Origin of the sequence: Enterobacter sp. 296B2 (assembly GCF_034106185.1) — a bacterium.
In the GTDB taxonomy this organism is placed as follows: domain Bacteria; phylum Pseudomonadota; class Gammaproteobacteria; order Enterobacterales; family Enterobacteriaceae; genus Enterobacter; species Enterobacter cloacae_N.
This window is the reverse complement of the sequence record NZ_JAWNCA010000010.1, coordinates 94,921-116,074: the sequence shown is the minus strand read 5'-3', so window position 1 is coordinate 116,074 and position 21,154 is coordinate 94,921. Positions and strand designations below refer to the sequence as shown.

General features: G+C 55.6%; 20 protein-coding genes. 1 reads left to right on the top strand and 19 read right to left on the bottom strand.

What is annotated here, in order from left to right:
• Window positions 1-89: 89 nt before the first annotated feature.
• The 10 genes from dacA to leuS all read right to left on the bottom strand — a co-directional run bounded on the left by dacA (window position 90) and on the right by leuS (window position 11,524).
• Window positions 90-1,301: a D-alanyl-D-alanine carboxypeptidase DacA gene (gene dacA / locus URZ40_RS10130; protein WP_116341193.1), complete on the bottom strand. Its 1,212-nt coding sequence runs from the start codon at window positions 1,299-1,301 to the stop codon at window positions 90-92.
• 139 nt (window positions 1,302-1,440) lie between these two features.
• Window positions 1,441-2,550 (bottom strand): endolytic peptidoglycan transglycosylase RlpA, encoded by a 1,110-nt coding sequence (gene rlpA, locus URZ40_RS10125; protein ID WP_316380496.1) that lies wholly within the window; start codon window positions 2,548-2,550, stop codon window positions 1,441-1,443.
• Between the two features lie 16 nt (window positions 2,551-2,566).
• Window positions 2,567-3,679 carry a peptidoglycan glycosyltransferase MrdB gene (gene mrdB, locus URZ40_RS10120; protein WP_042715186.1) on the bottom strand — a complete coding sequence of 371 codons (1,113 nt, stop codon included), beginning with the start codon at window positions 3,677-3,679 and terminating at the stop codon, window positions 2,567-2,569.
• A gap of 2 nt (window positions 3,680-3,681) precedes the next feature.
• A complete protein-coding gene (gene mrdA, locus URZ40_RS10115; protein WP_163330468.1) occupies window positions 3,682-5,583 on the bottom strand; it encodes a peptidoglycan DD-transpeptidase MrdA in 1,902 nt (633 codons plus the stop codon).
• A gap of 28 nt (window positions 5,584-5,611) precedes the next feature.
• Window positions 5,612-6,079: a 23S rRNA (pseudouridine(1915)-N(3))-methyltransferase RlmH gene (gene rlmH, locus URZ40_RS10110; protein ID WP_003858701.1), complete on the bottom strand. Its 468-nt coding sequence runs from the start codon at window positions 6,077-6,079 to the stop codon at window positions 5,612-5,614.
• Between the two features lie 3 nt (window positions 6,080-6,082).
• The gene (gene rsfS, locus URZ40_RS10105) at window positions 6,083-6,400 is read right to left on the bottom strand and encodes a ribosome silencing factor (protein WP_003858696.1); all 318 of its coding nucleotides are present in this window, start codon (window positions 6,398-6,400) and stop codon (window positions 6,083-6,085) included.
• 268 nt (window positions 6,401-6,668) lie between these two features.
• Window positions 6,669-7,334 carry a nicotinate-nucleotide adenylyltransferase gene (nadD, locus tag URZ40_RS10100; RefSeq protein ID WP_316380495.1) on the bottom strand — a complete coding sequence of 222 codons (666 nt, stop codon included), beginning with the start codon at window positions 7,332-7,334 and terminating at the stop codon, window positions 6,669-6,671.
• On the bottom strand, window positions 7,327-8,358 hold the full coding sequence (holA, locus tag URZ40_RS10095) for a DNA polymerase III subunit delta (protein ID WP_316380511.1): 1,032 nt from the start codon (window positions 8,356-8,358) through the stop codon (window positions 7,327-7,329). Before holA ends, nadD begins: the two co-directional genes overlap by 8 nt.
• Window positions 8,358-8,927 carry an LPS assembly lipoprotein LptE gene (gene lptE / locus URZ40_RS10090; protein ID WP_232935945.1) on the bottom strand — a complete coding sequence of 190 codons (570 nt, stop codon included), beginning with the start codon at window positions 8,925-8,927 and terminating at the stop codon, window positions 8,358-8,360. The genes holA and lptE overlap by 1 nt, the downstream gene beginning before the upstream one ends.
• 14 nt (window positions 8,928-8,941) lie before the next feature.
• The gene (gene leuS, locus URZ40_RS10085; RefSeq protein ID WP_116341181.1) at window positions 8,942-11,524 is read right to left on the bottom strand and encodes a leucine--tRNA ligase; all 2,583 of its coding nucleotides are present in this window, start codon (window positions 11,522-11,524) and stop codon (window positions 8,942-8,944) included.
• A gap of 216 nt (window positions 11,525-11,740) precedes the next feature.
• Here leuS and URZ40_RS10080 point away from each other — a divergent pair, with 216 nt between their 5' ends.
• Complete coding sequence (locus URZ40_RS10080; protein ID WP_316380510.1) at window positions 11,741-12,223, top strand: zinc ribbon-containing protein; 483 nt, start codon at window positions 11,741-11,743, stop codon at window positions 12,221-12,223.
• 146 nt (window positions 12,224-12,369) lie between these two features.
• On the opposite strand, the gene rihA is transcribed toward URZ40_RS10080, so the two are convergent.
• From rihA to URZ40_RS10035, 9 genes are all read right to left on the bottom strand, one after another.
• Window positions 12,370-13,311 (bottom strand): pyrimidine-specific ribonucleoside hydrolase RihA, encoded by a 942-nt coding sequence (gene rihA, locus URZ40_RS10075; RefSeq protein ID WP_316380494.1) that lies wholly within the window; start codon window positions 13,309-13,311, stop codon window positions 12,370-12,372.
• A gap of 120 nt (window positions 13,312-13,431) precedes the next feature.
• The gene (locus tag URZ40_RS10070; RefSeq protein ID WP_014883001.1) at window positions 13,432-14,157 is read right to left on the bottom strand and encodes an amino acid ABC transporter ATP-binding protein; all 726 of its coding nucleotides are present in this window, start codon (window positions 14,155-14,157) and stop codon (window positions 13,432-13,434) included.
• Window positions 14,157-14,831: a glutamate/aspartate ABC transporter permease GltK gene (gene gltK / locus URZ40_RS10065; protein ID WP_013097580.1), complete on the bottom strand. Its 675-nt coding sequence runs from the start codon at window positions 14,829-14,831 to the stop codon at window positions 14,157-14,159. The genes URZ40_RS10070 and gltK overlap by 1 nt, the downstream gene beginning before the upstream one ends.
• Window positions 14,831-15,571: an amino acid ABC transporter permease gene (locus URZ40_RS10060; RefSeq protein WP_028012347.1), complete on the bottom strand. Its 741-nt coding sequence runs from the start codon at window positions 15,569-15,571 to the stop codon at window positions 14,831-14,833. The genes gltK and URZ40_RS10060 overlap by 1 nt, the downstream gene beginning before the upstream one ends.
• Before the next feature lie 155 nt (window positions 15,572-15,726).
• Window positions 15,727-16,632: an amino acid ABC transporter substrate-binding protein gene (locus tag URZ40_RS10055; protein WP_014831086.1), complete on the bottom strand. Its 906-nt coding sequence runs from the start codon at window positions 16,630-16,632 to the stop codon at window positions 15,727-15,729.
• Between the two features lie 409 nt (window positions 16,633-17,041).
• Window positions 17,042-18,580: an apolipoprotein N-acyltransferase gene (lnt, locus tag URZ40_RS10050; protein ID WP_320720488.1), complete on the bottom strand. Its 1,539-nt coding sequence runs from the start codon at window positions 18,578-18,580 to the stop codon at window positions 17,042-17,044.
• Between the two features lie 5 nt (window positions 18,581-18,585).
• The gene (gene corC, locus URZ40_RS10045) at window positions 18,586-19,464 is read right to left on the bottom strand and encodes a CNNM family magnesium/cobalt transport protein CorC (protein WP_021242574.1); all 879 of its coding nucleotides are present in this window, start codon (window positions 19,462-19,464) and stop codon (window positions 18,586-18,588) included.
• A gap of 84 nt (window positions 19,465-19,548) precedes the next feature.
• Window positions 19,549-20,016 carry an rRNA maturation RNase YbeY gene (gene ybeY, locus URZ40_RS10040; protein WP_119915100.1) on the bottom strand — a complete coding sequence of 156 codons (468 nt, stop codon included), beginning with the start codon at window positions 20,014-20,016 and terminating at the stop codon, window positions 19,549-19,551.
• The gene (locus tag URZ40_RS10035; protein WP_080327896.1) at window positions 20,013-21,059 is read right to left on the bottom strand and encodes a PhoH family protein; all 1,047 of its coding nucleotides are present in this window, start codon (window positions 21,057-21,059) and stop codon (window positions 20,013-20,015) included. The genes ybeY and URZ40_RS10035 overlap by 4 nt, the downstream gene beginning before the upstream one ends.
• Window positions 21,060-21,154: the final 95 nt, after the last annotated feature.

The window sequence follows — 21,154 nt, the reverse complement described above, 5'->3', positions numbered from 1 at the left end:
CGTCAAAAAGAATAACTCCCACGTCAGGTGGGAGTTATCAGGATACTTAGTATATGGGGATCAAAATCACACTTTCAAGTGTTCGATTTTTAGCCAAACCAGTGATGGAACATCAATTTAATGTAATCAATGATTTTGCCGAAGAAATTGCCTTCAGGAATTTCTTCCAATACCACGAGTGGGCGCTGGTCGATTGTTTTACCGTCCAGCTGGAAATTGATGGTACCCACCACCTGGTTTTTCTGCAGCGGGGCATGCAGTTCGGTGGTGTTGAGCACATAGCTTGCTTTCAGATCCTTCATACGACCGCGTGGAATGGTCAGATACAGGTCTTTATCCACGCCCAGGGAAGCACGGTCGTTATCGCCGAACCAGACGGGTTCAGAAGCAAACTCTTTGCCGGCCTTCAGTGGGTTCACGGTTTCGAAGAAGCGGAAGCCCCAGGTCAGCAGCTTCTTGCTTTCGGTTTCGCGACCTTTGAAGGTGCGACCCCCCATCACGGCTGAGATCAGACGCATCTGGCCTTCAGTGGCAGAAGCCACCAGGTTGTAGCCGGCTTTGTCGGTGTGGCCGGTTTTGATGCCATCAACGTTCAGGCTGTTATCCCACAGCAGGCCGTTACGGTTGGTTTGACGAATACCGTTGAAGGTGAACTCTTTCTCTTTGTAAATAGAGTACTCGTTCGGCACATCACGGATCAGCGCCTGACCAATCAGCGCCATATCACGCGCGGAGCTGTACTGACCGTCTGCATCGAGACCGTGTACGGTCTGGAAATGGCTGTTCTTCAGGCCCAGCGCGGTAACGTAGCTGTTCATCAGACCGACGAAAGCATCCTGGCTACCGGCGGCGAAATCGGCCATGGCCACACAGGCATCGTTGCCGGACTGCAGGTTAATACCACGAATTAACTGAGAAACCGGAACCTGCATTCCTGGTTTCAGGAACATCAGCGAGGAACCTTTGAAAACCGGGTTCCCGGTAGCCCACGCATCGTTACCGATGGTGACCAGATCCGTCTCTTTGAACTTACCGGCTTTCATTGCCTGACCGATAACATAGCTGGTCATCATTTTGGTCAGGCTGGCCGGGTCACGGCGGGCATCGGCATTCTGTTCTGCCAGCACTTTGCCAGAGTTGTAATCGATCAGGATGTAGGATTCCGCGTCGATTTGCGGAACGCCAGGGATCATGGTCTTGATATTCAGGTCATCAGCATGAGCTGCAGAGAGTGCAGCCGCGCAAAGGGCCGTGGTCAGCGCCATGCGCTGCACAAAACGAGCAGAAAAAGTGGTCTTCATGGTCAGAACTACGACATCCGTGATGGAATTAAAAAAAGTGCCTTACTATAGCAAATGCTATTCAGGCAGGCATCCGACTTTAAGCATGAGTTTGTGAATGTGTTTTACACAAACTGACATTTCGGATACCGCCGATTAATTACTTCGTAACAGCGATAAAGGACTGCAGCTGTGCCTCACTCTGCAAACGCTGCTGCAGGGACGCCGCCTGCGACTTGCTGGAGAACGGCCCCATCTGAATACGCCAGACCGCGCCGTTTTGCTCGACGCGTCCTGGTACGCCAAACTGCTGGCTGAGACGCTGCTGATACTGCTGGGCACGGGCCCGATCGCTCACAGCCCCCACCTGAACGACAAAGCCGCCGCTGGCTGCTGCGGGAGCGGCAACGGCTGCGCTCTGGGTCGTGACCGGAGCCGTTACGGGGGCAGGCTGCTGCACGACGGGGGCGGCAACCGGCGCGGGAGTCGGCTCACTGCCCTCCAGCACGCCCGAGGCTAAGTTCGTTGGTGCGCCAAGGAAGCCGCTGCTTTTTACCGGTGCGCCAGTGGAATCATCGCTTTGCAGGGTGTCATTGCTGATCGGGCGTATTTCTCCCGCCGGCTGAGAAGGCTCTGCTGGCGAGGAGACGCTTCCCATGCCGCCGTCCAGATTTGGGCGGTCAGGGAGGGCATAGGTCTGTTTCGCCACCGTGGTACACGCGGTTCCCGGCCCGGAGAGCGAACCATCCTGCGCCACGACAATCGGGTCAATGCGAACTTTGGTGTTGTTCGAGGTGTTCAGGCGATCGGCTGACGCGCGCGACAGGGAAATTACCCGGTCGTTACCGTACGGGCCGCGGTCGTTAATACGCACGACGATCATTCGGCCGTTCGCCAGGTTGGTGATACGGGCGTAGCTTGGGATCGGTAGCGTCGGGTGCGCCGCAGTCAGCTGCATTGGATCAAATGTTTCACCCGATGCCGTCAGGTTACTGCCCGGCTCAGCATCATAAATGGCGGCAAAGCCAGCCTGGCTAAAGCGGGACGGATCCTGCACGATTTTGTAGCTTTTGCCGTCGCGTTCGTAATCCTGATTCGCGCTGGCATTCAGCGGTTCATAAACGGGATCGGCACCGCTGATTTCAACGATTGGGCCATTACACACCGCAGGCTGCGGCGGCGCGACGGTTGCCTGTTGCTGACCATCATCACTTGTGCAGGCCGCAAGTAAACTTGCCGCAATGCAGATCCCCAGCCACTGCTTACGCATTCCGATCCCCTTATTTTTATACGCTTTTTGACAACATTTTTCTGTGGGTGTGGATCGACATCACGATACCAAACCCGGCCATCAACACGATCAGTGCCGAGCCCCCGTAACTCACCAGCGGCAGCGGTACGCCTACGACCGGCAGAATACCACTCACCATACCAATATTTACGAAGACATAAACGAATAAAATCAGCATCAATCCACCTGCCATGACGCGGCCAAAGGTGGTTTGCGCGCGTGCCGCAATCCACAATCCTCGCATGATGAGCAGCACGTAAAGCGCCAGCAGGATCAGGATGCCAACCAGTCCCAGCTCTTCCGCCAGTACCGCAAAGATAAAGTCGGTGTGGCGTTCCGGTAAAAACTCCAGCTGTGACTGGGTACCGTGCAGCCAGCCTTTACCGCGCAGGCCACCGGAGCCAATCGCAATCTTGGACTGAATAATATGATAGCCCGCACCGAGCGGATCGGTTTCCGGATCGAGAAGCATCATGACGCGCTGGCGCTGGTAGTCATGCATCAGGAAGAACCACAGGATAGGGATAAACGCGGCCACCAGCACCACCGCGATACCAATCAGGCGCCAGCTTAAGCCCGACAGGAACAGGACAAACAGGCCGGAGAGGGCGATAAGGATTGAGGTACCGAGGTCAGGCTGCGCCGCAACCAGCAGCGTCGGCAGGAATATCAGCACCAGGGCGATAGCGGTATTTTTCAGTGACGGCGGACAGACGTCACGGTTGATAAAGCGCGCTACCATCAGCGGGACCGCGATTTTGGCAATCTCCGAGGGCTGGAATCGGACAATGCCCAGATCCAGCCAGCGCTGTGCCCCTTTTGAGATGGCACCGAACGCATCTACCGCCACCAGCAAAATAATGCAGAAGATGTAGAGATAGGGTGCCCAGCCTTCATAGACGCGCGGCGGGATCTGCGCCATCACTACCATGATGACCAGACCCATCGCGATCTGGCCGATCTTGCGTTCCATCATGCCGATGTCCTGGCCGCTGGCGCTCCAGATAACCAGGGCGCTGTAAACCAGCAGGGCCAGCAGGATCAGCAGCATGGCTGGGTCGATGTGAATTTTATCCCACAGCGATTTTTTATTTGGATTATCCGTCATGATTATTGGTCCTCCGCCGCAGCGGCGGCCGGGTTTTCAGCCGGCAGTTCGGTGTTGTTATCACCCAGCATAATGTGGTCCAGGATCTGGCGCATGATGGTCCCTACCGCCGGGCCAGCGCCGCCGTTCTCCAGAATCATCGCCACCGCTACTTGCGGGTTATCATAAGGGGCAAACGCCGTCATCAGCTTATGGTCACGCAGACGTTCGGCAATGCGGTGTGCGTTATAGGTTTCATTGGCTTTCAGGCCAAAGACCTGTGCCGTACCGGATTTCGCGGCTACTTTATATGGCGTACCCGCGAAATACTTGTGCGCGGTTCCGTTTGGACGGTTTGCCACACCGTACATACCGTCTTTCGCTATTTCCCAGAAGCCGGAATGGATGTCACCCACCGGCGCTTCATGGGGCTGCACCCACGGCACTTTTTTGCCGTCTTCAACGGTACTTTGCAGCAGGTGCGGGACCTTAACCACGCCGTCGTTGATGAGGATCATCATCGCTTTGTTCATCTGAAGCGGTGTAGCCGTCCAGTAGCCCTGGCCGATACCCACCGGTATGGTATCACCCTGATACCACGGCTTCTTAAAGCGCTTCAGCTTCCACTCGCGGGTGGGCATGTTGCCGGACCGTTCCTCTGCCAGATCCACGCCGGTGTAGTGTCCGTAGCCGAATTTGCTCATCCACTCAGACAGGCGGTCAATGCCCATGTCATACGCCACCTGATAGAAGAAAGTATCCGCAGATTCTTCCAGCGATTTAGTGACGTTCAGATGGCCGTGACCCCATTTTTTCCAGTCGCGATAGCGTTTTTCAGAGCCGGGGAGCTGCCACCAGCCCGGGTCAAACAGGCTGGTATTGCGGTTGATAACGCCCGCACTCAGCGCTGAGACTGCCACGTAAGGTTTAACCGTTGATGCCGGCGGGTAAACGCCTTGCGTAGCGCGGTTCACCAGCGGGGTGTTAGGGTCATTCAGCAGGCCGGAGTAGTCTTTACTGGATATGCCGTCAACAAAGAGGTTCGGGTCATAGCTTGGCATAGAAACCATGGCCAGAATGCCGCCGGTGCGCGGGTCTGTGACCACCACGGCCGCACGGCTGCCAGCCAGCAGGGTTTCAATATACTGTTGCAGTTTGAGATCTAGCGTCAGATAGACGTCGTGCCCCGCCTGAGGCGGTACTTCTTTAAGCTGGCGGATGACGCGGCCACGGTTGTTAACCTCAACTTCTTCATAGCCGGTCTGCCCGTGCAGGACATCTTCGTAGTAGCGTTCAATCCCCAGCTTGCCGATATCATGCGTCGCGGCGTAGTTCGCCAGCTTGCCGTCTTTATCAAGACGCTCGACGTCTTTATCGTTAATCTTGGAAACGTAGCCAATCACATGCGTCAGCGCGGAGCCGTAAGGATAGTAGCGACGCTTGTAACCCTTCACTTCCACTCCGGGGAAGCGGTACTGGTTCACCGCAAAACGGGCGACCTGGACTTCCGTCAGATTGGTTTTCACCGGAATGGAGGTGAAACGGTGCGAGCGGGCGCGCTCCTTTTTGAAGGCCGCGATATCATCATCGTTAAGATCGACAACGCTTCTTAGCGCCTCCAGCGTATTCTGCACGTTATCAACCTTCTCCGGCATCATCTCGACTTGATAGATGGTGCGGTTTAACGCCAGCGGGGTGCCGTTACGGTCGTAGATAATGCCGCGGCTGGGCGCGATAGGCACCAGCTTAATGCGGTTTTCGTTTGAACGCGTCTGGTAATCGGTAAAGCGGACAATTTGCAGATTATAAAGGTTAGCGATCAGCACGCCGGTAAGCAGCAAAATCCCCAAAAAGGCGACCAGCGCCCGGCGCACAAACAGCGCGGACTCAGCCGTATAGTCGCGAAAAGAATTCTGTAGTTTCATCCGCTGCTTAATCTACCCTGGTCAGTCATTACTCGCGGTGATAGGGGTGGTTGGTAGTAATGCTCCACGCGCGATACAAGCTTTCCGCCACCAGGACCCGAACGAGCGGGTGGGGCAGCGTCAGCGCAGAGAGAGACCAACTTTGTTCTGCTGCCGCTTTGCAGGCGGGGGATAACCCTTCAGGCCCGCCAATCAACAGACTGACGTCGCGGCCATCCTGCTTCCAGCGCTCCAGTTCATGCGCCAGCTGCGGCGTATCCCAGGGTTTACCTGGAATATCGAGAGTGACGATGCGGTTCTTGCCTGCGGCAGCCAGCATCAGTTCACCCTCTTTGTCGAGAATACGTTTGATATCCGCGTTCTTGCCGCGCTTCCCGGCGGGGATCTCCACCAGTTCGAACGGCATGTCTTTTGGAAAACGACGCAGATATTCAGTAAAACCGGTTTGTACCCAGTCCGGCATTTTGGTGCCGACGGCGACCAGCTGCAACTTCACGCATTAACCCCAGAGTTTTTCCAGCTCATACAGGCGACGGCTCTCTTCCTGCATGACGTGGACAATTACATCGCCGAGGTCAACAACCACCCAGTCAGCGGTTGCTTCACCTTCAACGCCAAGCGGTAACAGTCCTGCTGCACGCGATTCCTGAACCACATGGTCGGCAATCGAAACAACATGACGCGTAGAGGTCCCGGTGCAGATAATCATGCAGTCGGTAATACTGGATTTACCCTTAACGTCGATAGCGATGATGTCCTGACCTTTCAGGTCATCAATTTTGTCGATAACAAAATCCTGGAGTGCTTTACCCTGCAAGTTTTCCCCCTGGGTGAATGAGATTGTACAACTATGAATTCGTGGCCAGACAGTATACCTGAACTGACGCCCCTGTCGGGACAAATGTCGCCGTCCGGGTTTTTGAAGGCGGGTATCATCCCACCCTCCGCCTGAGATTGCATCGCCATTTTTGTAAAACAATTTCTGTAAAGCAACGTTCGGCGGGAAAGTCTGGCAGCGGAGGATAACAGTATGGCTTAACCTGTCAAGGCAGGATAATCAATATGCTGCTTTTTATGCCTTCCGGCTATTTATCTGCGGTTTTCTGATACAACCCGTGCGTATGAATATACGCCAGCACCGGGGCTGGCAGCAGATCGTCACAGGCTAAACCCTGCTGTAAACGTTCGCGAATAAGGGTGGCTGAGATGTCAAACCACGGCGTCTCCGCCAGATAAATCTTTCCGGCGGGCTGGTTGTGAAGATCTTCAACGTTATCGGTGAGATGGTGTTCAAGCCACTGCTGATATTGCGCTTCTCGCATGGTCAGCGGGTAGCCCGGACGGCGGCAGACGAGCAGGTGGCTGTTCTCCAGAATGGTTTCATACTTGTGCCACGTGGGAAAGTTGAGCAGGGAGTCCTGACCGATAATAAAGGCGAGCGGCTGGTTCGGCCCTTGCTCAGCTCGCCACTCCTGCAGCGTTTCCGACGTCCACGAGGGGGTGTCACGACGCAATTCCCGTTCGTCCAGCCTGAAGAGCGGCTTATCCGCGATAGCCAGAGCGAGCATCTCTTTTCGCTGCTCGCTGGTTGCTTCAGGCTGGGGGCGGTGCGGAGGGACATTATTGGGCATGATGGTAACGCGCTGCAGGCCGATCAGATTCGCCAGAATTTCTACCGGCTTCAGATGCCCGTAGTGTACCGGGTCAAAGGTGCCGCCATACAGGGCCTGTAAAGAGTGCATACTATCCATCAATAAATACGTCAGCCAGCGCCTTGTGGCAGAGCAGCAGGGAAAGGCTTTCCAGCTCTGCCCACACCGACTGGCCGTAATCTTGTTTTAGGGTGAGCTCGGCGCGCATCAGAAGCTGCACTGCCTGGCGAAGCTGTTCATGACTCAGGCGGTTGATGGCCTCGGTGGTCATTGCCCGCCGGTTTTGCCACACCCGGTGTTTATCAAACAGGGAGCGCAACGGCGTATGGGCCGACTGGCGCTTGAGCGTTATCAGCAGCAACAGTTCGCGCTGCAGCGTGCGCAGCAGAATGACGGGTTCACTGCCCTCCAGGCGCAGCTGCTGAAGAATATGCAGGGCGCGTTTGCTTTTCGCCGAGAGCAGCGCATCCACCCAGTGGAACGGCGTAAAGTGCGCTGCGTCGTTCACGGCCTGCTCAACGCGCGGTAAGGTCAGCTTGCCGTCCGGCCAGAGCAGGGAAAGCCTGTCCAGCGCCTGTGCCAGAGCCAGCAGGTTGCCTTCATAGCAGTAGCAGAGCAGCTGGTTCGCCGCATCGTCCAGCTGAAGGTTGTTCTGCTTTGCTCTCGCCGCCACCCATTTAGGCAGGTGCGCCTGCTCAGGCGTCTGGCAGGTGACCAGTACCGCGTGGGTCGCGAGCTGGGTGAACCACGGCGCATTTTCCTGCGCTTTGGTAAGCTTGCTGCCGCGCACAATTAACAGCAGATCGCTGTGCAACAGGCTCACCAGGGTGGCGAGTTGCTCATTGATGGCCGCGTTAGGGCCGTTCTCCGGCAGCAGGATCTGGATTGTCTGGCGCGATGCAAAAAGGCTCATCGCCTGACAGAGTGAGAAGAGGGCGTTCCAGTCGGTGGTGTTATCCACCTGAACGGTATGGTGTTCATCAAAGCCCTGAGCCGCGGCCGCATGCCGCACGGCATCCAGGCTTTCCTGAAGTAGCAACGGATCGTTTCCGAGCAGCAGATACGCCGCGCGCAGCCCTTCATTGAGCTGCGCGCGGAGTTGTTCAGGATACAGCCTGATCATCATTTACCCAGAGAGGTAGAAACAGGAGGCGTGCTGGCATCCGGTTTTTCAATAATGTCAGAACCTTCCCGGTTAGACGCTGCAATACCTGGCAGTTTGCGGATCAGCTGTTCCGCCGCCTTGTCATACATTTCGTTGATAATAATCTGCTCTTCGGCATCTTTCGCCAGCGCGGTTTGCGGGTTATCAAAGAACGAACGATACACTTTCGTGCTGATCGGATAGATGTCTTTACCAGGGATCAGTACAGCCGCGTTGACCGTCAACACCATCTGATACTCAGCGGTACGACCATCCTGGAAAATAGAGGCGGTGTCTTTAGACAGTCCCCCTCCGACAACACGCAGGGACGGTACATCCTGACGAAGCGTACCTTTCTCGATAAGCTCAACGTCATTCAGGCGCAGCTGATTACGGATAGCCCGGCTGAGCGGGCCATTCGGATCTGATGAGTCGAAAATCATCGTTTTCATTTCAGGTGGCACCGCCGTGGTGTTGCGCAGGTGCCAGCCACAGCCAGCGGTGACAAGCACCGCCAGAGATAAGAGTATTGTTGCCAGTTGTCGCACGTTTCCTCCCGCGCTTAGCCAACGACCAGATTGAGCAGTTTACCCGGTACGTAGATCGCTTTACGTAAGGTAACGCCCTCAAGATATTTCGCAACCAGAGGTTCCTGGCCCGCGCGCTCGCGAACCTGATCTTCAGTTGCATCAACCGCCACGGTAATTTTACCACGGACTTTGCCGTTGACCTGGACCACCACCAGCGTGGTGTTTTCCACCATCGCTGCCTCGTCAGCCACCGGCCACGGCGCGTTGTCGATATCGCCTTCACCTTTCAGCTCCTGCCACAGGGTGAAGCTGACGTGCGGCGTGAACGGGTTCAGCATGCGAACGACGGCCAGCAGCGCTTCACGCATGATGGCACGATCCTGCTCGCCGTCCTGCGGGGCTTTCGCCAGCTTGTTCATCAGTTCCATAATAGCCGCAATTGCGGTATTGAAGGTCTGACGACGACCGATATCATCGGTCACTTTCGCGATCGTTTTATGAACATCACGACGCAGCGCCTGCTGATCTTCGCTCAGCGCAGCGGCGTTCAGTGCCGGGGCATCACCCTGTGCGGTGTGTTCGTACACCAGTTTCCAGACGCGTTTCAGGAAGCGGTTCGCGCCTTCCACGCCGGATTCCTGCCACTCCAGCGTCATATCAGCCGGAGAGGCAAACATCATGAACAGACGCACGGTATCCGCGCCGTAACGCTCAACCATCACCTGCGGGTCGATACCGTTGTTCTTAGACTTGGACATCTTGCTCATGCCGGTATAAACCAGTTCATGGCCTTCAGCGTCTGTCGCCTTAACGATACGGCCCTTCTCGTCGCGTTCAACGATTGCATCAACCGGAGAAACCCAGTTGCGCTCGCCGTTCGCGCCAACGTAGTAGAAGGCGTCTGCCAGCACCATGCCCTGGCACAGCAGTTGTTTAGCGGGCTCGTCAGAGTTCACCATGCCGGCATCGCGCATCAGCTTGTGGAAGAAGCGGAAATAGAGCAGGTGCATGATGGCGTGTTCGATGCCGCCAATGTAGATGTCTACCGGCAGCCAGTAGTTGGCGGCGTCAGAATCCAGCATACCTTCTTTGTACTGCGGGCAGGTATAGCGCGCGTAGTACCATGACGACTCCATAAAGGTGTCAAAGGTGTCGGTTTCACGCAGCGCAGGCTGGCCGTTGACGGTGGTTTTTGCCCACTCAGGATCGGCTTTGATCGGGCTGGTGATGCCGTCCATAACCACGTCTTCCGGCAGGATCACCGGCAGCTGATCTTCCGGCGTTGGCATCACGGTGCCATCTTCCAGGGTCACCATTGGAATCGGCGCACCCCAGTAGCGCTGACGGGAGACGCCCCAGTCGCGCAGACGGAAGTTCACTTTACGCTCGCCCACGCCCAGTGAGGCCAGCTTGTCGGCGATGGCGTTGAAGCCCTCTTCGAAGCTCAGACCGCTGAATTCGCCGGAGTTGAACAGGGTGCCTTTTTCGGTCAGCGCTTGCTCGGTCAGGTCGGGTTCAGAACCATCGGCAGCCAGAATAACGGCTTTAATCGGCAGGTTGTATTTGGTGGCAAATTCGTAGTCGCGCTGATCGTGACCCGGAACGGCCATTACCGCACCGGTACCGTACTCCATCAGCACGAAGTTTGCCGCCCAGACCGGGATCGCTTCGCCAGTAAGCGGGTGCTTAGCATAGAAGCCCGTCGCAACGCCTTTTTTCTCCATCGTCGCCATGTCGGCTTCGGCCACTTTCGTGTTGCGGCACTCGTCGATGAAGGTAGCCAGTTCCGGATTGTTCTCTGCCGCTTTCTGCGCCAGCGGGTGACCTGCGGCCACGGCCAGGTAGGTCGCGCCCATGAAGGTGTCCGGACGGGTGGTGTAGACGGTCAGGGTCTGATCGTAGTTCTCAACGTTGAAGGTAATTTCCACGCCTTCAGAACGGCCGATCCAGTTGCGCTGCATGGTCTTAACGGTGTCAGGCCAGTGGTCCAGCGTATCCAGATCGTTCAGCAGCTCATCAGCGTAAGCGGTGATTTTGATAAACCACTGCGGGATCTCTTTACGCTCAACTTTGGTGTCGCAGCGCCAGCAGCAGCCGTCAATAACCTGCTCGTTCGCCAGAACGGTTTGGTCATTCGGGCACCAGTTAACGGCAGACGTTTTCTTGTATACCAGGCCTTTTTTGTACAGCTCGGTGAAGAACTTCTGCTCCCAGCGGTAGTATTCCGGGGTACAGGTCGCCAGCTCGCGGCTCCAGTCATAACCGAAGCCCAGCATTTTGAGCTGGTTTTTCATGTACGCGATGTTGTCATACGTCCATGGTGCCGGAGCGGTATTGTTTTTAACCGCTGCGCCTTCTGCAGGCAGGCCGAACGCATCCCAGCCGATTGGCTGCAGAACGTTTTTTCCCAGCATGCGCTGGTAACGAGCGATCACATCACCGATGGTGTAGTTACGCACGTGGCCCATGTGTAGTCGACCAGAAGGATAGGGAAGCATCGACAGGCAGTAATACTTCTCTTTGCTCTCGTCTTCGGTTACTTCAAAGGTGCGCTTCTCGTCCCAGTGTTGCTGGACTTTTGATTCTATCTCTTCCGGGCGGTATTGCTCTTGCATGGCAGCCAGTGGTCCTGTGTTCAATACAGCTACAAAAATGTAGCCAATGGATGTGGTAATTCAGATCCGCATAGCATAGCCCAAACGCCCGCGTCAAAACAGCCTTTCGCGCAATTGCACTTTGCAGGAATTTACCGGGTCTGTGCTTCACCTGACAAAGCGGCGGTGAAATAAGGTCTATTATTAGAAATAGTTACTTACCCGGGAGGCAAAATGATGAACAAGGTTGCTCAATTTTACCGCGAACTGGTGGCGACACTGACGGAACGGCTGCGTAACGGTGAGCGCGATATTGACGCGCTGGTCGAACAGGCGCGTGCCCGGGTGACGCAAACGGGTGAGTTAACGCGAACCGAAGTGGAAGAGGTGACGCGCGCCGTGCGCCGCGATCTTGAGGAGTTTGCGCGTAGCTACGAAGAGAGCCAGGAAGAGGTCACGGACAGCGTCTTTATGCGGGTGATCAAAGAGAGCCTGTGGCAGGAGCTGGCGGATATTACCGATAAAACCCAACTGGAGTGGCGCGAAGTATTCCAGGATTTAAACCATCACGGCGTGTACCAGAGCGGTGAAGTCGTGGGGCTGGGGAATCTGGTGTGTGAGAAGTGCCATCACCATATTGCGGTGTATACGCCGGATGTGTTGCCGCTGTGTCCGAAGTGTGGGTACGATCAGTTCCAGCGTCGCCCGTTTGAGCCTTAGATAAAAGCGCAGGTTTGTTCCCTCTCCCGGTGGGAGAGGGCCAGGGTGAGGGCATCAGGCCGCAAAAGGTAAAAGCAAAACGGCAACCTGTTGCCGTTTTTAGTGTTTGCTCCCTCTCCCCGTGGGAGAGGGTTGGGGTGAGGGCATCAGGCCGCACTATAGTAAGCCAGTCTCTCCGCCAGCAAATCCACAAACGCCCCCCGGTCGATATCCACCATCAGGGTTGTATTCGGTTTATTCCCCGTCAGCGAATAGTAATCCACCACCGTCATCCCCTGGGTGTATTTCCCCTGCGTCTCGACGCCAACCCATCTGTGCACAGTGGTAAACATCTCAGGCTTCAGTAGCCAGGCAATGGTACACGGGTCGTGCAGCGGCGCGCCGTGGAAACCCCACTTTTCGGCTTTGTGATACTCCATAAAGAAGTCGAGCAGTTCGGCCACGGTTGTCGCGACCGTATTACCCACGGAGCGGAAACGCTCAATATCGTCCGCCATAATCTGCGCGCGGTGGGTAACGTCCAGCCCAGCCATCACAATCGGTAGGCCGGACTGGAAGACAATCTCAGCAGCTTCCGGGTCGACAAAGATGTTGAACTCCGCAGCCGGCGTCCAGTTCCCCAGCCCCATCGCGCCGCCCATAATCACAATACGGGCGATTTTACCGTGCAGTTCCGGGTGGCTGTTTAGCAGCAGCGCAACGTTGGTTTGCGGTCCGGTGGCTACCAGCGTCACGGGATCCGCGCTTTCGCGCAGCACCTTCGCCATCAGCTCCACGGCGGTGCAGTTTTGCGGCGCAAAGCCCGGCTCCGGCAGTACCGGACCGTCCAGGCCGCTTTCCCCATGAACGTTGTCGGCAATGATCAGCTCGCGCATCAGCGGCTTCACGGCCCCGCCGGCGACAGGAATATCGGTGCGTTTGAGCAGCGTCAGCATGCGCAGCACGTTGCGCAGGGTTTTATCAGGCGTTTGGTTTCCAGCGGACGAGGTGACCGCTTTTACATCGAGTTCAGGGGAGGCAAGTGCAAGGACGAGCGCGATCGCGTCATCATGACCCGGATCGCAATCGAGAATAATTGGCTGTGCCATAGCGTTCTCCATACGTAGCGTTATTTTGTGACAAGGTTAACGCTGCAATGTGACGCCGACGAGAGGAACTGAGTGAAAGCGTGAAGCAGTGCGCAATCCGCAGATTGCGCACCGAGAAGATTAGTGCAGGATTTTCGCGAGGAAATCTTTGGCGCGTTCGGATTTCGGGTTGGCGAAGAACTCTTCTTTCGGTGAGTCTTCGACAATTTTCCCTTCGTCCATAAAGATCACGCGGTTGGCCACTTTACGGGCGAAGCCCATTTCGTGCGTCACCACCATCATGGTCATCCCTTCGTGCGCAAGCTCGACCATCACGTCCAGCACTTCGTTGATCATTTCAGGATCGAGCGCCGACGTGGGCTCATCGAACAGCATGGCCACCGGATCCATACACAGCGCGCGCGCGATCGCCACACGCTGCTGCTGGCCGCCGGAAAGCTGCGCCGGGAACTTATCGGCATGCGCAGAAAGCCCCACACGCTCCAGGAGCTTCAGCCCTTTCTCTCGCGACGCTTTTTTATCACGCTTAAGCACTTTTACCTGCGCCAGCGTCAGGTTCTCAATAATGGAGAGGTGAGGGAACAGCTCAAAATGCTGGAACACCATGCCAACGTGAGAGCGAAGCTGGGCGAGGTTGGTTTTCTTATCGTTCACTTTGGTGCCGTTCACAACAATTTCGCCCTGCTGCACAGGCTCCAGACCATTAACCGTTTTGATCAGCGTGGACTTACCGGAACCGGACGGCCCGCACACCACCACCACGTCGCCTTTTTTGACTTCGGTGGAGCAGTCGGTCAGCACCTGAAAGTGCCCATACCATTTAGAAACATTTTTCAGGGAAATCATTATACCGTCCTTTTCTTCAGCCAGCTGACCAACAGCGACGCGCTTAAACTAATCACAAAATAGACCGCACCCGCGAAGAGCACCATCTCGACCTGCGTACCATCACGTTCACCGATGGTCGACGCGGTACGGAAAAAGTCCGCCAGGCTCAGAACATAAACCAGAGAGGTATCCTGGAACAGCACGATACCCTGGGTCAGCAGGAGCGGAACCATGGCGCGAAACGCCTGCGGCAGAATGATGAGCTGCATGGACTGCCAGTGCGTCATTCCCAGTGCCAGCGCGGCGCTGGACTGCCCGCGGGAGATACTCTGGATACCCGCGCGGATAATCTCTGAATAATAAGCGGCCTCAAACATTGAGAACGCCACCATAGCGGAGATCAGGCGGATATCAGTTTTCGGCGACAGCCCCAGCACGTTCTGTAAGAAGCCGGGGACGATCAGATAAAACCACAGCAGCACCATCACCAGCGGAATAGAGCGGAACACGTTAACGTAGGCGGTCGCAAACCAGGCGAGCGGCTTAAAGCTCGACAGTCGCATGACGGCCAGCAGGGTGCCCCAGACGATACCCACGATGATGGCGATCGCGGTGATCTTTAAGGTAATTACCAGACCATCGAGCAGGTAGGGCATGGATGGAACAATAGAACTCCAGTCAAATTCGTACATTATTTGCCCCCCAGATTGCCCGGCAGGCGTACTTTGCGTTCAACCAGGTTCATCACCAGCATGATGAAAGCGTTAATCAGAACATAGGCGAGCGTGATCGCGGTGAAGGATTCCCACGCGTGAGCGGAGTAATCCAGCAGCTTGCCCGCCTGTGCAGCCATATCCACCAGGCCGATGGTTGAGGCGATGGCCGAGTTTTTCACCAGGTTCATCATCTCAGAGGTCATCGGTGGAACGATAACGCGGTAGGCGTTAGGCAGCAGCACATAGCGGTAGGTTTGTGGCAGGGTCAGGCCCATGGCCAGGCCCGCATTTTTTTGTCCGCGCGGCAATGACTGAATGGCGGCACGCACCTGCTCGCAAACGCGCGCAGCGGTAAACAGCCCCAGACACATCATGGAGGAGACAAAGAACTGCACATTCGGATCCAGTTCCGACTTGAACCACATGCCAATATTTTCCGGCAGCAGTTCCGGGATGACCAGATACCAGGTGAAGAACTGCACGATGAGCGGAACGTTACGGAACAGTTCCACATACAGTGTGCCAATGGTTGAAAGGAAACGGTTAGGGACGGTGCGCAGAATACCGAACAGCGAACCGACAAGAAACGCGATGATCCACGCCGTTATCGATAATGCCACGGTAACCTGAAAGCCGCTCCACAGCCAGCCAAGATAGGTGGTGTTGCCGAACGGGGCTTGTTGCAGGAATATGCCCCAGTTCCAGTCTATTGACATAATAAACTCCAGAAAAAAGAGGGTAGCAGCGCTACCCTCGAAGATTGGTGAGAAGCTCATTTTTCGCGCTGAGTGGGGAACGACCACTCAACGTATAGTCTGTCCATGCTTCCCGACAATCGAGAGGGCAGGAGATCCCGCCCCTGTTGTTCTAATTAGTTAAGAGCCTTGTCATTTGGAGATTTGAACAGCGCTTTCATGTCGTCAGAGAGTTCAAAATTCATGTTCAGGTTTTTTGGTGGAATCGGGTTCTTGAACCACTTGTCGAACCATTTTTCCGCTTCGCCGGAGGTCTGAACCTGAGCGATGGTGTCATCGATCAGCTTTTTGAACTGCGGATCGTCTTTACGCAGCATACAGCCGTAGGCTTCTTTGGACTGCGCGGTACCGACGATATCCCAGTTGTCTGGTTTCTTCGCCTTCGCACGTTCGCCCGCCAGCAGGGCGTCATCCATCATAAACGCGACGGCACGGCCGCTTTCCAGGGTACGGAAAGAGTCGCCATGGTCTTTCGCGCTGATGATGCGCATGTCCATTTTCTTCTCGTCGTTCAGCTTGTGCAGCAGGACTTCAGAAGTGGTACCGGAGGTCACAACGACCGCTTTGCCTTTCAGGTCAGCAAAATCTTTGATCGCTCCGCCTTTTTTGGTCAGCAGACGGGTACCCACGACAAAGATGGTGTCAGAGAAGGCCGCCTGCTTCTGGCGTTCGAGGTTGTTGGTGGTAGAGCCACACTCGAAGTCAAAGGTGCCGTTTTGCAGCAGTGGAATACGGTTCTGTGAAGTGATTGGGATCAGCTTCACCTGCAGATCAGGTTTGTTCAGCTTTTTCTTCACAGCTTCAACGATGGCGTTGGAGTAATCCTGTGAATAGCCCACGACTTTTTGCGTGTTGTCGTAGTAAGAGAACGGGACGGAAGATTCACGGTGGCCGACCACGATGACGCCGTTTTTGGCAATCTTGTCGAGAGTGCTGCCTGCTGCCGGAGCGTCTTCAGCGTGAACCACGCCTGCGGACATTCCCATAACCAGCATTGCTGTGGCCAGTTTACGTAATTGCATACCCAACTCCTTTCTTATCAGCGCCAGTGACGCATTGATACCCATTGTGATGTTGTTATATCTCGCGCGATGCGAGTGCAGTGTTATGCAAGCTTGTTAACATTTAGTCTGGCTTAATGTAAAGATTTTGCTGCGTTATTGTTTATTTTTGCGAAGCGCGCCGCACCATTCAGAGGCAATAATCTCCCGTTGCACCGTTTCGGTGCTACCGATGATCTACGCTGGTGCGACAAGGTTACACGTTAAGCCAAACTGCGTTTGCGTGAATAAATAAAGCAATAGGCGTGCCAGATTTGAATTCCACCCTCACCCTGGAAGGGAGAGGGGAAAAGGCGGAGCTGGATAGTGAAAATGTGCAGAGAACAGTTCCCTCTCCCCTATGGGGAGAGGGCCAGGGTGAGGGGTGAGATTACTTACGACGCTGACGCAGGCTCATCAGCACGGCGCCAAAGCCGAACAGCGCGGTCAAAATCCACAGCGGCCAGTTGCCGGTGCGGGCGTACGGCGTAAGTCCCGTGGTTGGCGTGACGTTAGTGGTCAGCACCTCACGGGTAAACTGCGGGATCATGGCCTGGATTTCACCCTGCGGACCAATCACGGCGGTGATGCCGTTGTTGGTGCTGCGCAGCAGCGGACGCGCCAGCTCCAGGGAACGCATGCGCGCCATCTGGAAGTGCTGCCACGGGCCGATAGATTTACCAAACCAGGCATCGTTGGAGATGGTCAGCAGATAGTCGGTATCCGGACGGAAGTTATCCCGCACCTGCTCGCCGAGGATGATTTCGTAGCAGATGGCCGCCGTAAGAGCCAGACCGTGCGCATGCAGCTGGGGCTGAACGTACGGGCCGCGGCTGAAGGAGGACATCGGCAGGTCAAAGAACGGTGCCAGCGGGCGCAAAATCGACTCCAGCGGGACAAATTCACCAAACGGCACCAGGTGGTTCTTTTTGTACCGGTCAGTAGAGTGATAGCTGTACTCGCTATCTTTCCCAAGCGTAATGATAGTGTTGTAGGTGTCGTAGCGGTTCTGCTGATTCAGCCGCGCATCGACAATGCCGGTAATCAGCGTGCTGCCGCGCGCTACCAGCAGGTCGTTCATCATGTTCAGGAACGGCTGCTGGTTGATTTCCAGATCGGGAATGGCAGACTCTGGCCAGATAATCAGCTGCGATTTACCCATCACCTCTTCGGTGGCGTTGGCGTAGATCTTCAGGGTGTTCAGCAGCTCTTTTTCGTCCCACTTCATGGACTGCGGGATATTCCCCTGCACCATGGAAACCTGCATGGTGCGCTCAGGCTCAGGCGTGAACCACTGGATATAGCGCAGCGGGAAGGGCAGGGCGAACAGCACCAGCGCCACAGCCAGCGGTTTCCAGCAGCGCTGGACCAGCGCCAGGACCAGCAGGCCGCTCACCACCATCAGCAGGAAGTTAATGGCTTCAACGCCCATTACCGGCGCCAGACCTTTCAGCGGGCCGTCAATTTGGCTGTAGCCGAACTGTAGCCACGGGAAACCGGTCAGCACCCAGCCACGCAGGAACTCGGTAATCTGCCAGACTACCGGCGCGGCAATGGCGACGCGCAGCCAGGTGGTTTTAGGCCACAGGCGAGAAAGGATACCGGCGAACAGACCGGTGTACAGCGAGAGATAAGCAGCGAGCAGTACGACCAGGAAGACGTTAACCGGGCCCGGCATCCCGCCAAACTGGGCGATACTGACGTAGACCCAGTTAATGCCGGAACCAAACAGCCCCAGCCCCCAGAAGTAGCCAATGGCGGCGGCCTGTACCGGACGACGGTTCAGGGTCAGGCCCTGAAGTCCCATCAGGGAGAGAATGGCCGCGGGCCAGATATCGTAAGGAGAAAAAGCCAGCGTACCGCTGGCTCCGAGCAACAGCGCCAGCAGCAAACGGACGCGCTGGCGTTCAAGCAATGGGGCAAATGCCATTTACATTAATCTTCCAGTTTTGGCACCGGTGAATCGTCCGGCGTTCTGACGTGAACCTGTATAATACGTCGGCTGTCGGCCATTGCTACTTTGAACTGGTAACCGTCGATGTCAACGGTCTCACCGCGCGCCGGAAGATGGCCAAAGGCCTGCATCACCAGTCCGCCAATGGTATCGACCTCTTCATCGCTGAAGTGAGTACCAAAGGCGTCGTTAAAGTCTTCAATCGAGGCCAGCGCGCGCACGGTCCAGGTGTGGCGGCTGAGCTGACGGAAGTCGATATCCTCTTCTTCGTCGTACTCGTCTTCGATTTCACCCACGATCAGTTCAAGAATATCCTCGATCGTGACAAGACCTGAGACGCCGCCGAATTCATCAATAACAATCGCCATGTGGTAACGCTGAGAGCGAAACTCTTTCAGCATCCGATCCACACGTTTACTTTCCGGCACAACCACGGCCTGGCGTAACACTTTTTCCATGCTGAAGGCTTCGGCATCGCTGCGCATAAACGGCAGCAGATCTTTCGCCATCAAAATCCCTTCGATGTGATCTTTATCTTCGCTGATGACCGGGAAACGCGAGTGGGCGGATTCGATGATCACATCGAGGCACTCGTCCAGGGTCTGGTTACGTTTCAGGGTGATCATCTGCGAGCGGGGGATCATGATGTCGCGGACGCGCTGGTCAGCGATGTCCATAACCCCTTCGAGCATTTCGCGCGTATCTTCGTCGATAAGGTCGTTCTGCCCGGAATCACGAATCAGCTCCAGCAGTTCATCACGGTTTTTCGGCTCGCCGTGGAAAAGCTGGTTCAGAATGAGGGAGAAAAATCCCTTTTTACTGGTTGTCGTGTCGCTACTGTGTGAATTGTCGTCGCTCATGGCGTTTGTTAAGGGTTCTCTTATTAGTTCAACGTTAACCACCGCGCTATGTCCCTGCGCGGCGGCATGGTAGTCAGTAACTGACTATTCTTTCTCGGCAATGTACGGATCCTCATAGCCCAGAGCAAGCATTATCTCTGTCTCAAGGGACTCCATCTCTTCCGCTTCGTCATCTTCAATATGATCGTAGCCCAACAGGTGCAGGCTGCCGTGTACCACCATATGCGCCCAGTGGGCTTCCAGCGGTTTCTGCTGCTCTTTGGCTTCCTGTTCCACTACCTGACGGCAGATGATCAAATCACCAAGCAGTGGCATCTCGATGCCCGGCGGCGCTTCGAACGGGAAAGAGAGCACGTTGGTCGGCTTATCTTTTCCGCGATAGGTCAGGTTAAGCTCGTGGCTTTCCGCTTCATCCACCAGGCGAATCGTGACTTCTGATTCTTCCTGAAACTGAGGAATAACGGCATCCAGCCATTTCTGAAACTGTGCCTCTTCTGGTATGCCTGAATTGTCTTCACAGGCCAGCTGTAAATCGAGGATCACCTGACTCATTTCTGTTCTTGCTCCTGCGCTTCGCGCTTACGTTCCGCGGCCTGTTCTGCCCTGCGTTTTTGATCCGCCTCTTCCCAGGCTTCATAGGCGTTAACGATGCGCGCGACCACCGGGTGGCGTACTACGTCTTCACTGTGGAAGAAGTTAAAGCTGATTTCGTCGACCTCGGCCAGCACTTCGATGGCGTGGCGAAGGCCGGATTTGGTGCTGCGCGGCAGGTCGATCTGGGTGACGTCACCGGTGATGACCGCTTTCGAGTTAAAGCCGATACGCGTCAGGAACATCTTCATCTGTTCGATGGTGGTGTTCTGGCTCTCATCGAGAATGATGAACGCATCGTTCAGCGTACGACCGCGCATGTAGGCGAGCGGAGCCACTTCGATAACGTTACGCTCAATCAGCTTCTCAACCTTCTCAAAGCCGAGCATTTCGAACAGCGCGTCATACAGCGGGCGCAGGTACGGGTCGACCTTCTGGCTCAGATCGCCAGGCAGGAAGCCCAGTTTTTCACCCGCTTCCACGGCAGGGCGGGTCAGCAGGATGCGACGGATCTCCTGGCGTTCCAGTGCATCGACCGCCGCGGCAACCGCCAGATAGGTTTTACCCGTACCCGCCGGACCCACGCCGAAGGTGATGTCATGGTCAAGAATATTAGCGATGTACTGCGCCTGGTTTGGCGTGCGCGGCTTGATGACGCCACGCTTGGTCTTAATGTTGATCGCCTTGCCATAGTCCGGCACGCTTTCCGCGCTTTGCTCGAGCACGCGCGCCTCTTTAATGGCGAGGTGAATTTGTTCCGGTTCGATGTCCTGAATCTCGCCGCGCATTGGGGCGGTATCGACATACAGGCTGCGCAGAATATCCGCAGCCGCGTTGACGCAGATAGGGCGTCCGGTGAGTTTGAAATGGTTATCGCGACGATTGATTTCGATACCCAGACGTCGTTCCAGTTGTTTGATGTTGTCATCAAACGGCCCGCACAGGCTCAGCAGGCGAGCGTTGTCTGCGGGCTCAAGGCTAATTTCACGCGTATCTATGTTCAAACTGTTCCTCTTTGATTGGTTAACTGACCCGCTGCCACACGGCGCAATAAAACGGTCATTACCGAAATTATTCACGCCACAGAATAAAGGCGCAA

What these genes read in the sequence shown, in the direction of transcription:
- lnt (WP_320720488.1), bottom strand. Translation starts at nt 18,580, where the DNA reads ATGGCATTTGCCCCATTGCTTGAACGCCAGCGCGTCCGTTTGCTGCTG.
- URZ40_RS10070 (WP_014883001.1), bottom strand. Translation starts at nt 14,157, where the DNA reads ATGATTTCCCTGAAAAATGTTTCTAAATGGTATGGGCACTTTCAGGTG.
- ybeY (WP_119915100.1), bottom strand. Translation starts at nt 20,016, where the DNA reads ATGAGTCAGGTGATCCTCGATTTACAGCTGGCCTGTGAAGACAATTCA.
- URZ40_RS10055 (WP_014831086.1), bottom strand. Translation starts at nt 16,632, where the DNA reads ATGCAATTACGTAAACTGGCCACAGCAATGCTGGTTATGGGAATGTCC.
- dacA (WP_116341193.1), bottom strand. Translation starts at nt 1,301, where the DNA reads ATGAAGACCACTTTTTCTGCTCGTTTTGTGCAGCGCATGGCGCTGACC.
- mrdA (WP_163330468.1), bottom strand. Translation starts at nt 5,583, where the DNA reads ATGAAACTACAGAATTCTTTTCGCGACTATACGGCTGAGTCCGCGCTG.
- nadD (WP_316380495.1), bottom strand. Translation starts at nt 7,334, where the DNA reads ATGGATAGTATGCACTCTTTACAGGCCCTGTATGGCGGCACCTTTGAC.
- corC (WP_021242574.1), bottom strand. Translation starts at nt 19,464, where the DNA reads ATGAGCGACGACAATTCACACAGTAGCGACACGACAACCAGTAAAAAG.
- URZ40_RS10060 (WP_028012347.1), bottom strand. Translation starts at nt 15,571, where the DNA reads ATGTCAATAGACTGGAACTGGGGCATATTCCTGCAACAAGCCCCGTTC.
- leuS (WP_116341181.1), bottom strand. Translation starts at nt 11,524, where the DNA reads ATGCAAGAGCAATACCGCCCGGAAGAGATAGAATCAAAAGTCCAGCAA.
- mrdB (WP_042715186.1), bottom strand. Translation starts at nt 3,679, where the DNA reads ATGACGGATAATCCAAATAAAAAATCGCTGTGGGATAAAATTCACATC.
- rihA (WP_316380494.1), bottom strand. Translation starts at nt 13,311, where the DNA reads ATGGCACAGCCAATTATTCTCGATTGCGATCCGGGTCATGATGACGCG.
- URZ40_RS10080 (WP_316380510.1), top strand. Translation starts at nt 11,741, where the DNA reads ATGAACAAGGTTGCTCAATTTTACCGCGAACTGGTGGCGACACTGACG.
- holA (WP_316380511.1), bottom strand. Translation starts at nt 8,358, where the DNA reads ATGATCAGGCTGTATCCTGAACAACTCCGCGCGCAGCTCAATGAAGGG.
- gltK (WP_013097580.1), bottom strand. Translation starts at nt 14,831, where the DNA reads ATGTACGAATTTGACTGGAGTTCTATTGTTCCATCCATGCCCTACCTG.
- rlpA (WP_316380496.1), bottom strand. Translation starts at nt 2,550, where the DNA reads ATGCGTAAGCAGTGGCTGGGGATCTGCATTGCGGCAAGTTTACTTGCG.